Raw genomic sequence first — 15,477 nt, 5'->3', positions numbered from 1 at the left:
TTATAAAATAAAAGTGAATGTTGTTAGTGATTATCATTAAAATGTAAAAAAATAACCAAATGATACATCGGAAAGTTTTTCCGATGTATCATTTGGTTTATATTTTAAAAATTGCTTGCTAAATATTTTCCAGAAACGTATAACTCATGTTCGTTACAAATCGACAAGATATCATTTAATTCATGAGCGTATGTCATCTCTTCGAATAGCTTTTCTGTTTCAATAGGAACTTGTGTATGGATTTCTGCTAATGATTTAGATAGATGCAGATTATCAATGTTATCATTGATCTTTTTCTGTTGTGCAGGCGTTAACGTTGAAATATTTTCGATTACATTTTCAACTGTATGGTGATTCTGAATTAATTTGATCGCTGTTTTTTCTCCTATACCTTTAACACCTGGATACCCATCTGCTGTATCTCCCATGAATGCTTTAACATCTATTAATTGTTTCGGTTCTAATCCGTATTCTTCTCTAAAACGATTTAACGTATATCGATTGTAAATCGTGAACCCCTTTTTAGTAAGCCAAACTTCTACATTGTCATTAATACATTGAAGTATGTCTCTATCTCCAGTGATGATATAAACATTATTGTGTTCTGAGTATTCTTTGGCAAGGCTACCAATCACATCGTCCGCTTCATAATTAGAGACGCCTACATTAACGAATCCGAATTGTTGAGAGATTTCTTTGACATAATCGAATTGAGGGATGAGTTCGGCTGGTGGAGCTGGTCGATTCTGTTTATAACCTTCAAACATTTCATTTCGGAAGGTTTGTTGTCCCATATCCCAACATACTGCAACATGTGTAGGGTTGATTTCTTTAATCGCGCTAAAAATATGTCTAACGAACCCTTGAACGCCGTTTGTCGGTATCCCTTTAGAGTTGTACATAAATTGATTGTGTAAACTTGTCGCATAGAAATGTCTAAAGAGTAGCGCCATTCCATCTACAAGTAATACTCTTTGTTCCATTAAAGCGTCCTTCTTTCTTCTTTATAAGATTTCGTCTAGTTGTTTTGATTTTGTTTCGAGTTGTTGAATCAGTGAATCATCAAGTTTGAATGATAACAGTTCATCTATTTGTTCTTGAATATGTTGTTCTAATTCTTTAAATTGATCTTCGGCTTGTCGAGACATTTGATGTACATAACTATCAAGTTGTTGTTTAAACGCGCTCATGCCATTTTGCAATAATTTCAATGTCGTATCTGAAATTTGTTCTTGAATGTCACGTTGTGAATTTGGATTTAATAATTTACGTTTGGTTAATTGTTTCGGAAGTGCGTCGACCATCTCGTTTAAATCTATTCTTAAAAATGGTGCTTCTTCTACATCAGGTTCTATATTGAAATCCGCCTTAACTAACACGTGAATATTATTTAACTTCTTAATTATAGGAGCAACTTGTTCTTCTAATTGTGTATTAAAATATTTTTTAATTCTTTCAGTTATTAATGATTGTTCTAAATATAGACGTTGATGAATTTGGTCTAAGTACGTTTTAGATGAAATTTTCTTTTCTTCATTAAAGTCACTATTTTGAGTCATTTGACTGTTGTAAACCGATTTAACCTCATCTAGAAGTTGTAATTTTAAGCGACCATTTAAATGGTAAATTTGTTCTTCCACTTCATTAGATGTATGTTGTGACGTAGTGTTAATTAATTGTTGATTGAGTCTATCTTCATCTTTAATTTGTGATAATTTATTTTGTCTCGCTGCAATTTGATCTTTGTTGTTATGGAATTCTTCTATCATTTCTTTGTATGAATCATTCATTTGCTGAATTTGATGAACCATTTGTTGTTCTAAAATGGTTTTAGATTCTACATCAGCGAAACGTTGGATACTATTTCGTAAATCGTCTATGCCTTGATCGCCTTCTTTAAGCCCCTTACGACTTGAGACATTAAATATTTCAGAATGTAGATTCACTTGTCCTAGTGCATCAGCGACATAATCATGTACTGCGTTAAGGTCGTCCTCATTTTCAGCTAAATCAACCGCATTGATAACCATCTTAAAGGCTTGATTCTCATTTAATTGGTTCATATCTTTCATGTGTTCGATAAAGGCTTTGTCATTATCAGTGAATGAATGGTTGAAATAACTTACATATAGAATTAAATCTGATGATGTAAGAATTTGTTCAGTTTCATTAGTATGACGTTGGTTATTTGAATGTAAACCAAGCGAATCGACGACGATTTTACCTTTGAGCCATTCGAGTGGCAGATTAAGATGGACGGTCTTAACGAATGTCGCATATTCGTCTTCGGCACTCCATTTTTTAACATCATCTTGAGAAACGGTGTGAACTTCGCCTTCATTAAGCATATCTAGATACATATCGTAATGCTGCTCAACCGCATTTATAAATGCGAGTTGATTCTTCTCAAGTTGTGCTTTTAATTTCTTTAAATCACTATGAATGAAAGCTTCTAAAGAATCGAACGATGTATCATAATATTCTAGTACGTTGTTAATTTCTTCGAGTAATTGGTCGGCAGATTTTAGGGTAATTTGACTTTCATCGCCATATGACAATTCTGTAGTAGCGGCTGTTGTTGGATTAGGTGAACTTACTAAGTATTGTCCACCGAGTAATGCATTGATTAAGCTACTTTTACCTGCGCTAAATGTGCCAAACACACCAATTTTAGTGATTTGGTGATTGAGGCGATGCATCGTATCTTTAATATCTTTTTTAGTTCGATCAAAGAATGGAACGTCTTCGACAACTTCAAGTGCATTTTGAATATCAACTTGATTAGCTGTTTCTGCCTCAACTTGTTCTTTTTTTTCATGCTTTTGATGATAAGCTGTCGAGTTTTCTTCTTTAAGTTCGAAATTCGCTTCAGTTCTTCCGATTAATTTATCAAGAGAATCATCTAAATGAATGTAATAATGCTGATAGTTCTTCGTTGTCAGCGACTCTCTTAAGTTTTTGAATTCGATGAACTTTTCATATTCTTGTTTATCTTCATTGTCATCAGTAGTGAGCTCGCTAGCGTGTGCATGGTTCACTGCTTCTTTAAAGATTGGGTTGGATTCGTTTTCAATGAATTTATTTAAAGCTTTTACCACTTCATCTGAGAATGTTAAGACGTAAGTGTTACTAATACTTGTTTGCGGTTGGTATAAATCAGAAATAAGCGTGGGTTGAATACGATAATCCTGATTTAAAATATGTTCATTGACGTCGCTACTATTAATGAATCGCGTTAAGAACGACATATCTTCGCGAAGAGGCTGACGAATTTGTTGATCGACTTTATCTTGTAATTCTTCAGTCGCTTTATTTAAACGCTGTTCTTGTTCTTCTTCTTTTTTCTTTTTCTTATTGAACAGTCCACCAACTTTAAAATCATCAGACTTACTTTCTAAGTAGGATCTCAATGATTCGCGCATGTCATGCGTCATAATATATGCATTTTCTAAAATATCTTTACGCTTTTGTTTCAAATAATTGAGCAATTTATCGTCATCATTTAAAAGTTGTGCTTCTTCGCTCACTTCTTGATTCTGTTGGAACTTAATGTAGGCTTGCTCGAAGCCCTCTTCTTCGATGTCCAATGTGTCGAGAATATCTTGGATTTCATTTTGAATATAAGCGAGTTGCGCATCAGTAATGAATTCGACTGTACGATGAACATAATCTTCTACAGATTCACGGTTATTGTCCATTTCAACGAGATAGTTGGATAATTCATCAATTTGATTCTCCGGATGATCAAATTTAGAGACGTAGTATGTATCAGTAAGATGAATATCCCAATCATTGATTGATTTCTCAACACGTGCTTTAAATGTGTCGAATGTAATTTCTTCCTCATTGTGTTTATCAATCTGATTGATGACGAAAACGACAGGAATCCCTACTTCGTTAATGCGTTTCATAAATTTGAAATTTAATGCAGATTGCACGTGATTATAGTCAACTGTGTAAAATAAAATATTACTTGTGTACATAAATTGTTCTGTACTAGATTGGTGTGTTGCGACGTTGGAATCTACACCTGGTGTATCTTGAAGCGTGAATCCATTGTTAAATTTGTCGGATGGGAAATTAATCTCAACAGACTCCACATCGACATTTTGACGGTTCATTTGTTTCACTTCGTCATACGTTTTTAATTTTGTGTATTGTTGATGCGGTAGATTTGCGATGATGCCTGGCTTGTCAGCAACTGAAACAATCGCCGTGTTACTTGTCGTTGGCACAGGTGAACTTGGTAATATATTTTGTTCAAGTAATAAATTGATTAATGTTGATTTACCCGCTGAAAAGTGCCCCACAAACGAAGCGGTAAATTGATTGAGATATACCTTTTTTATAACTTGATTAATTGTATTAACTAATGCATCATTATTTGATTTCTCTACTTCTTTTTTTAATTTATATAAAATGTCTAATTGTTCAGTATTATCCATGTGTTTGAATCCCCTTTAGTTCCATCAATAAAAGATAACGCTTGGTTTATTATGTGAAAAAAATTAAAAAAATTAGGTTAGTCTCAATGACAAACCCTAATTTTCAAAAGTTATGATATTTTAAATTTTATCACATAGGCTGAATAAAACCTATGTTAAAATGCTAGAATTATTATTCAAACCATGCGGGTTTATCGCCTTCAGTACCAGGTTTATTCACACCGATGTTTTCTTTTGAGTGAAGTTCTGGATTTTTAGCGATTTGAACAGCTAATGATGCGATACTTTTTCTTGAAACTTCCGTACCTCTAAATGTTTCGTCTTTTGTTGTAATTTCAAAGACATTTTCATTTTTATCAGTTAACCAACCTGGACGAATAATTGTGTAGTCTAAATCTGAGCTTTCAATAATATCAGAAGCTTTACGGTAGAGACTTAATTTTTCTCCAAATTGTTGTTTATTCCATTCATTAAATGACTCTGGTAATTCATCATAGATGCCAGGAGCCGCAACGAAGATTAAACGTTTAACGTTTTTACTATCCATAGCTTGGACAATTGTTTCAGCTTGTTTATCTAAAGAGCCAGATAAACTTGCAAATACAACATCAACTTCATTTAAAGCTTTTTCGAGATCTTCTTTATTTTTGGCATCTCCTTCATACACTGTCACTCTATTAGAAGCATAGTCAGGGATACGATGTGCATTTCTTAAGAATAAGTCTACGTTAAAGCTAGAGTTTTCAAGAAAAATTTTAGTAGCTTCGATAGAAACTCTACCGTTAGCGCCGATAATTAATACAGTTTTCATATTGATATTCCCCTTTCTGGTCGTCTTATTTATTTTATATTATTATTTTTTAAAAAATTAAAACACTCTTATTCAACTGTACTACAGTAGCGATAAGAGTGCGAATGAATTGATTTACAAGGTTATTACTATTACACGAAAAGAACAAAAAGTAAACCTTATGATTTAGATTCAGGTTTTTTACCCCAATATTGATAATACGTACATTCAATATATCCATTAAATAATTTACGGCGTTTCGTCGCTTTACGATTGACTAAATACTCGAATTCCTTATTACTTGTCAAAATATAAGTAGATAAGTAAGGATGTTCTTTCATTAACGTTCCGATATAGCGATACATTTCTTCAACCTCTTCACGGTCGCCGATACGTTCACCATAAGGTGGATTTCCTACTAGGGCTACAGGTCCTTCAGAATCAATGGTTAACGTATTCACATCTTTAACTGAAAATTGAATAATGTCACTGAGTCCTACTTCTTCAGCGTTACGTCTCGCAATTTCAATCATTTCTGGATCGATATCAGAAGCATAGACTTCTATTTCTTTATCATAGTCAGCCATTTGATCAGCTTCGTCACGTAGTTTATCGTAAATATTTGGTGGCATCATATTCCACTCTTCTGATACAAAGTCTCTATTAAATCCTGGCGCAATGTTTTGAGCAATTAAACATGCTTCAATTGCGATGGTACCTGAACCGCAGAAAGGATCGATAAGTGGCGTATCTCCCTTCCAATTTGCTAAACGAATTAAACTCGCAGCTAATGTTTCTTTAATCGGAGCTTCACCTTGTGCCAAGCGGTAGCCACGTTTATTGAGTCCAGATCCTGAAGTATCAATTGTTAATAACACATTGTCTTTGAGTATCGCTACTTCAACTGGATATTTGGCGCCGGTTTCATTAAGCCAACCTTTTTCTTGATAAGCTTTCTTAAGGCGTTCAACAATTGCCTTCTTAGTAATGGCTTGGCAATCAGGTACACTGTGTAATGTTGATTTAACGCTACGTCCTTGCACTGGGAAGTTACCTTCTTTGTCGATAATTGTTTCCCAAGGTAACGCCTTAGTTTGTTCGAATAAGTCGTCAAATGTTTTCGCATCAAAACGGCCCATGACAATTTTGATACGGTCAGCCGTACGTAACCACAAGTTGCACTTGACGATTGCTGTTTCGTCTCCCTCGAAGAAGATGCGTCCATTTTCGACTTGTGTATCATATCCAAGCTCTTGTATTTCTTTAGCTACAACTGCTTCAAGTCCCATTGGGCACACTGCTAATAATTGAAACATGTCTTTACTCCTTTATACGTGTTGTCTGTATTTTATCAAATTTATATATCAATTTTAATACTTTCAATTTATTGTAATCATTTTACTGTTATTTAGGAAAATGTCTGCGTTGATTGATGTCGTTGAGATGTTTAATGGTAATTTTTAGAATTAAAAAAGCTCTCCATCACAATGGGGAGAGCTAAACTAGTCGTAATATTTCTGTAAGCCATGTTCTGTACCGTTGTACTCATAACGTGTACTAGTTACACTGGTACGTCGGTGGTAACCATCTGTCTACATACTTTCACGTTCGTATGAAAGTCGTCTCGTTTATACGTTGAATTCCGCTAAACAAGTGCTCCTACCAAATTTGGATTGCTCACTCGAGGGGTTTACCGCGTTCCACCTTTTATATTTCTATAAAAGCTACGTCACTGTGGCACTTTCAAACTATTCTAACCATATCAAATGACTTAGGTTATTTCGTTGCCGTCAAATTAATGCCTTGATTTATTGTTTCATCAAGCACGAACACTACAGTCATCTCAGACTGTGTGAGCATGGACTTTCCTCTATATTGCTATAGCGATTACCCGAAATATCACTTTTGCGATTATAACACAATTTTAAGTCGATAAGTAAATAAATTTGATTATTTACCGAATACCGCTTTTTCTAAATTAGAAATACGTTTTAAAATATCTACATTGTTTGATGAGTTATTGGCACCGTTAGAAGAAAAGTTTTTATTTTCTTGTGGTCTTGTTGTAGCAACACGAAGTCTTAATTCTTCAAGTTCTTTTTTTAGTTTATGATTTTCTTCTGATAGTTTAACAACTTCATTATTCATGTCTGCCATTTTTTGATAATCTGTAATAATATCATCTAAAAAAGCGTCTACTTCTTCTCTTCTATAGCCACGAGCCATAGTTTTTTCGAAGTCTTTCTCATAAATATCTTTTGCTGATAATTTTAATGAAACATCTGACATCTTTTTCCACCTCATTCGAAACTTTGATCTTGAGACCACTGCAAGTCGTTGATGAAGTCAGTGAGTTCATCAAACGTCACAATATCACAAGTATAGTTTGTTTTTTCGATAAATTCAACTAACATCCTTTTGAAGAACTTTGGGCTGGCCTCTTGTTCTTCGTCATAAATTAGAATGGTATAGTCTGTATGGTCTAGCATAAATTGATCAGCTTGTTTGAACTGATATGGACCTTGGTATTCTGAATGATGAATGCTTTCCGTAAAATCAGCTTGCTGTACTATGGATGTGTACTTGGCCTGATTCTGTTCATTCCATCTATTCGTATGGCCGAGAAAAGGAGTAATAATTCCTAACTTTAATTCTGGATAACTCTCTTTAAGTTCAATTACAACTTCAGCAGTCCATAATTCAATACCCATTTGTCCTTGAATCAGAACCCATTCTAGACCTTCATCTATTAATTGTTCTAATTTATGTGCTATGAATTTCTTTAAATATGAAACTTCTGGAGCATCATCTTTGAATATATTTAATTCAAAAGATTTGTATCCAGTAACATAAACAGTTTTAACCATATTCACCCTCATTAAACATGATGCGTTAAAATATTTTTTAAATCGTACTGTACACTTTTGATTTTCTCAGTGAAAAGTTTTCGACTTGTACGTTTAAAATGACATTCTACAGATAAAGATTGAATATTAGATATGAGTAAATTGAATTTTGTTGGTGTCATATACGGCATATTAATTATCTGTTTATCATAATTTTTTAAATCATCGAGTTTGCTATCGATTGATTCGGTGTAAGGTTGTACGACGTCGTAAAAATCGTAATCTATCTCTGATGATTTAACTCTTTCAAAACGATGATTCATTTCAGTGATTTCTATGATGAGTTGTTCTATTAAATGTTGCATAAGGATGCCTCCTACAAAATTAATTTAACACAATATGAAAGCGTAAGTCATGTAAATATATATTCTAATACTGTAGATTATCTTTTTTGTCGACTAAGCTGAGACAACAATACTGCGTATTGCTTAGCTCCCTTGCCGCGGGAATGGCTTGGGAGTGATACAGAATTCTAGAATTTAAGAATTCGTATTATCACCCCCGCAAGGATGATTAGATGTTGAGCCATTTTATGAGCTCAATATCAATCAGCTACTGCGGTAGCCTGTCTTTTAAAAATCAACTGACTAACAAGTTGTCTCAAGACGCATGCTATTCCTGCAGGCGTGTCGCCGTCAATACTCCGTTAAGCAATGGCGAATTCTTGTTTGATAAGGTTCTCTATCAGTCCATTTAATTATTTTTATTATGTCGACAAACTCATTTATAATTTCATTGAATGTTTTCTTTTGCGAGAGGATGTTAATAGATGTTGGAAAATGATAATTGAAAAATTATTGAGAGCGTCATTTAAATTATAAAAATTGAATAACTTAAAGGTTACATTTATCTTTCATTTGTGAAAGAAACCGTGACAGAATAACTTAATCACGTTAAAATAGTGAATGATGTATGTTTGTTTAATGACATATACATTCAAAAACTAGAGTTTGATTGAATCTTTTCTTATTATATAGCAGTTATTTTTTAATCAAACTTGTGTGGTGAATATAATGAATTATCCTAATGGTAAACCATACTCTAAAAATAAGTCTTTGGACGGACGCAACCCATCGCCATTTTCAAGTAACATTGAATACGGTGGACGCGGGATGTCACTGGAGAAAGATATTGAGCACTCTAATGCTTATTATCTTAAGAGTGGCATAGCAGTCATTCACAAAAAGCCTACCCCCGTTCAAATAGTGAATGTTCACTATCCTAAACGAAGTAAGGCTGTGATAAATGAAGCTTATTTTCGTACACCTTCAACAACCGATTATAACGGTGTTTATAATGGTTATTATATCGATTTTGAGGCAAAGGAAACGAAGAATAAAACTTCTTTTCCATTAAATAATATTCACTCGCATCAAGTTGAACATATGAAAAATACATATCTTCAAAAGGGAATTGTTTTTCTTATGATACGTTTTAAAACGCTTGATGAAGTCTATATTTTGCCTTATTCAAAATTTGAATTTTATTGGGAAAGATACATCCAAGAAATTAAAAAATCGATTACTGTTGAAGAAATTCGGAAAAATGGTTACCATATTCCTTATCAATATCAACCAAGATTGGATTACCTCAAAGCAGTTGATAAGTTGATATTAGATGAAAGTGAGGACCGCGTATGACGGAAAATAAAGGGTCTTCTCAACCTAAAAAGAATAATAGTAAAACTGGTGGGAAGTCCGACGGAAAAAAGAATAGGAATGTTAAGAGAACGATCATCAAGATCATTGGCTTTATGATTATCGCCTTTTTCGTTCTGTTGCTACTTGGTATTTTGTTGTTTGCTTACTATGCATGGAAAGCACCTGCTTTTACCGAGTCCAAATTAGAAGATCCAATTCCAGCTAAGATTTACGATAAAAATGGAGATCTGGTTAAAACATTGGATAACGGCCAACGTCATGAACACGTCAATATTAAAGACGTGCCTAAAAATATGAAATACGCCGTTTTAGCTACAGAAGATAATCGATTCTATCATCATGGTGCGCTAGATTATAAACGTTTATTTGGTGCTGTTGGGAAAAACTTAACTGGTGGATTCGGTGCTCAAGGTGCGTCAACATTAACACAACAAGTTGTTAAAGACTCATTCTTAACGCAACAAAAATCTATCGGTCGTAAAGCTCAAGAAGCTTACCTTTCCTACCGTCTTGAACAAGAATATAGTAAAGATGAAATTTTCCAAGTTTACTTGAATAAAATTTACTATTCTGACGGTGTAACAGGTGTTAAAGCTGCTGCTAAGTATTACTTCAACAAGGACTTGAAGGACTTAAACTTAGCTGAAGAAGCTTATCTTGCAGGTTTACCACAGGTTCCAAACCTTTATAACATCTATAACAATCCAAAAGAAGCTAACGATCGTAAAGATACAGTTCTTTACTTAATGCATAAACATCATAGAATTAGTGACAAGCAATATGCTGATGCTAAGAAGATCAATCTTAAAGCGAACTTAGTTGAACGTACTAAGAAAGAACGTCAAGTTAACGGTAATGAAAAAGATACAGAGTATGATTCATATGTTAACTTTGTTCAATCAGAATTAATGAACAACAAATACTTCAAAGACAAAAACTTAGGTAATGTCTTACAAAGTGGTATTAAGATTTACACTAACATGGACAAAGATGTTCAAAAAACGCTTCAAGATCGTATTGATAATGGTGGTTCTAACTACTATAAAAATGATGACCAACAAGTCGGTGCAACTATCTTAGATAGTAAAACTGGTGGACTCGTAGCTATATCTGGTGGACGTAATTACAAAAACGTAGTTGAACGTAACCAAGCTACTGATGCACACCCTACTGGTTCTTCATTAAAACCTTTCTTAGCTTATGGACCAGCTATTGAAAACATGCAATGGGCTACAAACCATGCGATTCAAGACGAATCATCATATTGGGTTGATGGCTCAGAATTTAGAAACTATGACACTAAGAGTCATGGTAATGTATCTGCTTATGATGCTTTACGTCAAAGTTTCAACATTCCTGCCCTTAAAACTTGGCAACAAGTTAAAAAATCAGCAGGAAACGATGCACCTAAGAAATTCGCTTCAAAAGTTGGCTTAGATTATAGTGGTAAAATAGGTCCATCAGAAGTACTCGGTGGTTCATCTTCTGAATTCTCACCTACTCAATTAGCTTCTGCATTCGCTGCAATTGCTAATGGTGGTACTTATAACAATGCCCACTCTATTCAAAAAGTTGTTACTCACGATGGTGACACGATTGAATATGATCATTCTAGTCACAAAGCGATGAAAGATTATACAGCTTACATGTTAGCTGAAATCTTAAAAGGTACATTTAAAGCATACGGTTCAGCGTATGGACACGGTGTTTCTGGAGTTAATTTAGGTGCGAAAACTGGTACTGGTACGTATGGTGCTGAAATTTATCAACAATATAACCTACCAGATAGTGCAGCTAAAGACGTATGGATTAACGGATTTAGTCCTCAATACACAATGTCAGTATGGATGGGCTTCAATAAAGTTAAACAATACGGTACTAACTCATTTGTCGGCCACTCTCAACAAGAATATCCACAATATCTTTTCCAAGATGTAATGTCAGATATTTCTTCTAAAGATGGCGAAGACTTCAAGAAACCTAAAGATGTTAATGGTAGCGATGGTGATAACTTATCTGTTGCAGGACATCCTGACAATAACACTACTAACCGCAGTGTTCACGGAGATAGCGATACTTCTTCATCAAGTTCAAGCAACGGTTCATCATCAAGCTCTAACAGTAGTTCAGGCAATACTAACGGCTCATCTCAAAGTAGCTCAGGTAATGCACTGACACGACTATTTAACTTAAATACAATTTTTGATGATAAAGCATCATAATTCATTTAAAAAGGAGGCTGGGACATAATTAATTGTCTTAGCCTTCTTTAACATATTGGCAGTAGATGTCTGAATTGAAAGTGCGCTTAAATTAAGCTTCTCTCAATCCTAGTCATCCTTGCCGGCGGGGCCCCAACATAGAGAATTTCTTTTTAAGAAATTCTACAAACAATGCAAGTTGGGTGAGGGACAACGAAAATAATTTAGCTAAATTATATTTCTGTCCCTCTCCCTCTTTTTGTATACAAAAACCCTCACTTATGCACTTTATAGGTCTAATGCCTTTTAGTCATAAGTGAGGGTTTATTTACTATTTATTGTTTTGTCGTTTCTTTCTTATTTGATAAGATGCATTCATTTTAATCAACTCAGATTTTAACGTTTTCATCTGGCGATACCCCATAAAATGATATTTTCTTGCGACCATATAATGATAACGTTCGTCAAAATTCATTGGTACTACAGGATATTCGCTAAGCTTATCAAAGTTGATGTGGTTAATTTCGTTAATTTGTTTAAAGTAATTCAGTATCATTTCAAAGTAATCATCAATAACTGGCTGAGCTTCTTGTGATTTTAATTTTTTCTGACTTGCATATACATCTAATTGTGTTTCAAGTTGTTCGAAATCACTTTTTTCAATCATGGAATCACGCTTCTTTCAAACTTGCTTTATAACGTTTCTGCCCTTCGCGACAATCATCTAACAAAGGACAAATATCACATTTTGGCTTTCTGGCTAAGCAATGATATCTTCCAAAGAATATGAGTTGATGATGACTTTTATTCCATCGTTCGCGAGGAATGATGTCACATAAACGATCTTCAACTTGTCTTACATTGTCTTTCCAGCGGTTAATACCTAGACGTTTAGATACTCTTTCTACGTGTGTATCGACAGCTAAAGAGGGTTCGCCAAATGCGACGCTCATCACTACATTCGCAGTTTTACGTCCTACACCAGCTAAACTTTCCAATTCTTTATGTGTTTGAGGAATTTCTCCGTCAAATTGATCTAGTAAAGAACGGCATAACTTTTTAATATTTTTAGCTTTATTGCGATATAAACCTATGGAACGAATATCATTTTGTAATTCTTCATCACTGACGTTTAAATAATCTTCCGGTGTTTTATACTTTTCAAAAAGCGTGCGCGTTACACGATTGACTAGATTATCCGTACATTGAGCAGATAATAATACAGCAATGGTGAGTTCAAATGCATTATCGTGTTTTAATTCGCATTCAGCATCAGGAAACATATCAGCGATGACATCTATCATTTCTAAACCTTTTTTCTTACTTATCATCTGGCTTCTCTCCATTTAACCAATCAAATTTGGGTACTTTTTTTACAACATGTTTCATTTTGGGTTGATTTTGATTAAATTGTTCTCTTATTTTTTTTGAGTCATCTACTGTTTTGACATTGTTCTTTTTCCAGTTTAATAGGATACGATCAATGTATTTAAAGCTTAGTTTATTCTGACTAAGTGCTTCGTCTAACGCTGCTTGAATCACAGATAAATCGTGTTGGTCTACATCAATCCATTGATTTAAAGTTTCTATTTCATATGGCGAAAGCGGTCTGCCGAAAGATTGTTCCATCAATTGAAATAATTGTTTAAATTGTTCTACACTATCCGATTCTTGATGATCTAAATTTTGCTTTTTCAGTATTTGACTTAACTTTTCATAAAATGGGTCCAAATTCATATATTCTGTGAATTTACCTTCCTCATCTTTCCTCACATTTAATTCCAACAGTTCGCGCTGAATTAAATTCTGGATGACGGAAGTGATTTGACGCGGTTGCATCGAAGACCCTTGTTGAAGTGTTTCTATAGAGGGTTGTTTATTAGACGTCTCTGAAGCATAAATGAGTTTGATTAAGATGACTAAATCTTGTTCGTCCATACCTAATTCTGCATAGTGATCCAACAATTCTCTTCGAATAACGACAGGACGCGTTTTAAGTTGAAACAAATCCAAGTGCGTTTCCCTCCTATTTAAAATGAACGCCCAGCCGTATGAATTGACTGGACGTTTCTGCTAATCCTTCTAAAATAAAGCGCAAAATTCGCTTCTATTATGGGTATAAACGATTTAATAATCGTGGGAATGGTGACGTTTCACGTACATGTTCGACACCTGAAATCCAAGCGACTGTTCTTTCTAAACCAAGACCAAAGCCACTATGAGGTACACTACCATAACGACGAAGATCTAAGTAATAGCTATAACTTTCTTCGTCTAATTCGTGTTCTTTAATACGTTCTTCTAGTAAATCTAAGTCATTAATACGTTCAGAACCACCAATAATTTCGCCATAACCTTCTGGTGCGATTAAATCTGCACATAGTACAGTGTCTTCGTTATCTGGGTTTGGTTGCATGTAGAATGGTTTAATACGCGTTGGATAGTTCGTAATAAATACCGGTAAATCGTAATGATTTGCGATAGCTGTTTCATGAGGTGCGCCAAAGTCTTCGCCCCACTCAATATCGTCAAAGCCTTCTTGTTTTAAGAATTCAATCGCATCATCATAAGAAATTCTTGGGAATGGTATTGCTACCTTTTCCAATTTAGTTGTATCACGATCTAATGCTTTAAGTTCTAAAACACAATTTTTAAGTACAGATTGTACGACATGTGTCACATATTGTTCTTGAATTTCAAGACTTTCAGCATGATTTGTAAATGCCATTTCTGGTTCAATCATCCAGAATTCGATTAAGTGACGACGTGTTTTGGACTTCTCAGCACGGAAAGTTGGACCAAACGAGAAGACACGTCCATGAGCCATGGCTGCTGCTTCCATATATAATTGACCACTTTGAGATAAGAATGCATCTTGATCAAAGTATTTAGTATGGAATAGTTCGCTCGTACCTTCAGGTGCGCTTGCTGTTAAGATAGGTGGATCAATTTTAGTAAAGCCATTTTCATTAAAGAATTCATAAGTAGCACGAATAATTTCGTTTCTAATTTTCATCACGGCGTGTTGTTTCTTAGAACGTAACCATAAATGACGATGATCCATTAAGAATTCAGTACCATGATTTTTAGGCGTGATTGGATAGTCATGTGCTTCATGAATCACTTCAATTGATTTCACTTGCATTTCATATCCTAAATCTGAACGATTATCTTCAGTAATTGTACCTGTCACATAGAGTGAAGATTCTTGCGTAATATCTTTAGCTAATTGGAATGTTTCTTCATCCACTTCAGATTTCACTACTACGCCTTGCATAAATCCAGTGCCATCACGTAATTGTAAGAACGCGATTTTACCACTAGAGCGTTTATTTGTTAACCAAGCACCAATTGTCACTTCTTGGTTAAGATGTTGTTTTGCTTGTTTAATCGTAGTCTTCATAACTAAACTCCTATTTTTCTATTCTTTTTTAATACTCATTTATTTTAACAAAATCTCCGTTTAACTTCTAC

Annotated in this window: 13 protein-coding genes and 1 other RNA gene; 2 read left to right on the top strand and 12 right to left on the bottom strand. The window is 34.4% G+C overall.

Annotation, left to right across the window (positions count from 1 at the left end):
- Positions 1–104 precede the first annotated feature (104 nt).
- The 8 genes from HMPREF2580_RS06415 to HMPREF2580_RS06380 form a co-directional block, all read right to left on the bottom strand.
- A complete protein-coding gene (locus HMPREF2580_RS06415) occupies positions 105–983 on the bottom strand; it encodes a 5'-3' exonuclease (protein WP_002442914.1) in 879 nt (292 codons plus the stop codon).
- A 21-nt stretch (positions 984–1,004) separates the two neighbouring features.
- Entirely contained in the window at positions 1,005–4,445 is a 3,441-nt protein-coding gene (locus HMPREF2580_RS06410) for a dynamin family protein (RefSeq protein ID WP_070831313.1), read from the bottom strand.
- A gap of 172 nt (positions 4,446–4,617) precedes the next feature.
- A complete protein-coding gene (locus HMPREF2580_RS06405; protein WP_256323980.1) occupies positions 4,618–5,262 on the bottom strand; it encodes an SDR family oxidoreductase in 645 nt (214 codons plus the stop codon).
- A gap of 152 nt (positions 5,263–5,414) precedes the next feature.
- A complete protein-coding gene (locus HMPREF2580_RS06400; protein ID WP_070831304.1) occupies positions 5,415–6,551 on the bottom strand; it encodes a THUMP domain-containing class I SAM-dependent RNA methyltransferase in 1,137 nt (378 codons plus the stop codon).
- A 199-nt stretch (positions 6,552–6,750) separates the two neighbouring features.
- Positions 6,751–7,134: RNase P RNA component class B (rnpB, locus tag HMPREF2580_RS06395), an RNA gene on the bottom strand.
- A gap of 51 nt (positions 7,135–7,185) precedes the next feature.
- On the bottom strand, positions 7,186–7,524 hold the full coding sequence (gene gpsB / locus HMPREF2580_RS06390) for a cell division regulator GpsB (RefSeq protein ID WP_037541446.1): 339 nt from the start codon (positions 7,522–7,524) through the stop codon (positions 7,186–7,188).
- 11 nt (positions 7,525–7,535) lie between these two features.
- Complete coding sequence (locus HMPREF2580_RS06385) at positions 7,536–8,102, bottom strand: SLOG family protein (protein WP_070831301.1); 567 nt, start codon at positions 8,100–8,102, stop codon at positions 7,536–7,538.
- 11 nt (positions 8,103–8,113) lie between these two features.
- Entirely contained in the window at positions 8,114–8,446 is a 333-nt protein-coding gene (locus tag HMPREF2580_RS06380) for a DUF1798 family protein (protein ID WP_070831298.1), read from the bottom strand.
- 708 nt (positions 8,447–9,154) lie between these two features.
- Between HMPREF2580_RS06380 and recU the strand changes: the two genes are divergently transcribed.
- Positions 9,155–9,781, top strand: coding sequence for a Holliday junction resolvase RecU (gene recU, locus HMPREF2580_RS06375; RefSeq protein WP_002442930.1), 627 nt, complete (start codon positions 9,155–9,157; stop codon positions 9,779–9,781).
- Positions 9,778–12,024, top strand: a complete 2,247-nt coding sequence (locus tag HMPREF2580_RS06370; RefSeq protein ID WP_070831295.1) for a transglycosylase domain-containing protein — start codon at positions 9,778–9,780, stop codon at positions 12,022–12,024. Before recU ends, HMPREF2580_RS06370 begins: the two co-directional genes overlap by 4 nt.
- A 310-nt stretch (positions 12,025–12,334) precedes the next feature.
- Here the strand turns inward: HMPREF2580_RS06370 and HMPREF2580_RS06365 are convergent, their stop codons facing one another.
- The 4 genes from HMPREF2580_RS06365 to asnS form a co-directional block, all read right to left on the bottom strand.
- Positions 12,335–12,670, bottom strand: coding sequence for a YpoC family protein (locus HMPREF2580_RS06365; protein ID WP_070831292.1), 336 nt, complete (start codon positions 12,668–12,670; stop codon positions 12,335–12,337).
- 4 nt (positions 12,671–12,674) lie between these two features.
- Positions 12,675–13,334: an endonuclease III gene (gene nth / locus HMPREF2580_RS06360; RefSeq protein ID WP_002442933.1), complete on the bottom strand. Its 660-nt coding sequence runs from the start codon at positions 13,332–13,334 to the stop codon at positions 12,675–12,677.
- Entirely contained in the window at positions 13,324–14,016 is a 693-nt protein-coding gene (locus tag HMPREF2580_RS06355; protein WP_002442934.1) for a DnaD domain-containing protein, read from the bottom strand. Before HMPREF2580_RS06355 ends, nth begins: the two co-directional genes overlap by 11 nt.
- A 97-nt stretch (positions 14,017–14,113) precedes the next feature.
- Positions 14,114–15,406, bottom strand: a complete 1,293-nt coding sequence (asnS, locus tag HMPREF2580_RS06350; protein WP_070831289.1) for an asparagine--tRNA ligase — start codon at positions 15,404–15,406, stop codon at positions 14,114–14,116.
- Positions 15,407–15,477: the final 71 nt, after the last annotated feature.

The organism is Staphylococcus sp. HMSC036D05, from assembly GCF_001836225.1.
Lineage (GTDB): Bacteria > Bacillota > Bacilli > Staphylococcales > Staphylococcaceae > Staphylococcus > Staphylococcus caprae.
This window is presented reverse-complemented; position numbering and strand designations above follow the sequence as displayed.

Excerpts from the sequence above, each read along its gene's own strand:
- HMPREF2580_RS06400 (WP_070831304.1), bottom strand. The coding sequence starts at position 6,551 with ATGTTTCAATTATTAGCAGTGTGCCCAATGGGACTTGAAGCAGTTGTA.
- nth (WP_002442933.1), bottom strand. The coding sequence starts at position 13,334 with ATGATAAGTAAGAAAAAAGGTTTAGAAATGATAGATGTCATCGCTGAT.
- recU (WP_002442930.1), top strand. The coding sequence starts at position 9,155 with ATGAATTATCCTAATGGTAAACCATACTCTAAAAATAAGTCTTTGGAC.
- asnS (WP_070831289.1), bottom strand. The coding sequence starts at position 15,406 with ATGAAGACTACGATTAAACAAGCAAAACAACATCTTAACCAAGAAGTG.
- HMPREF2580_RS06380 (WP_070831298.1), bottom strand. The coding sequence starts at position 8,446 with ATGCAACATTTAATAGAACAACTCATCATAGAAATCACTGAAATGAAT.
- HMPREF2580_RS06365 (WP_070831292.1), bottom strand. The coding sequence starts at position 12,670 with ATGATTGAAAAAAGTGATTTCGAACAACTTGAAACACAATTAGATGTA.
- HMPREF2580_RS06370 (WP_070831295.1), top strand. The coding sequence starts at position 9,778 with ATGACGGAAAATAAAGGGTCTTCTCAACCTAAAAAGAATAATAGTAAA.
- HMPREF2580_RS06385 (WP_070831301.1), bottom strand. The coding sequence starts at position 8,102 with ATGGTTAAAACTGTTTATGTTACTGGATACAAATCTTTTGAATTAAAT.
- gpsB (WP_037541446.1), bottom strand. The coding sequence starts at position 7,524 with ATGTCAGATGTTTCATTAAAATTATCAGCAAAAGATATTTATGAGAAA.
- HMPREF2580_RS06410 (WP_070831313.1), bottom strand. The coding sequence starts at position 4,445 with ATGGATAATACTGAACAATTAGACATTTTATATAAATTAAAAAAAGAA.
- HMPREF2580_RS06415 (WP_002442914.1), bottom strand. The coding sequence starts at position 983 with ATGGAACAAAGAGTATTACTTGTAGATGGAATGGCGCTACTCTTTAGA.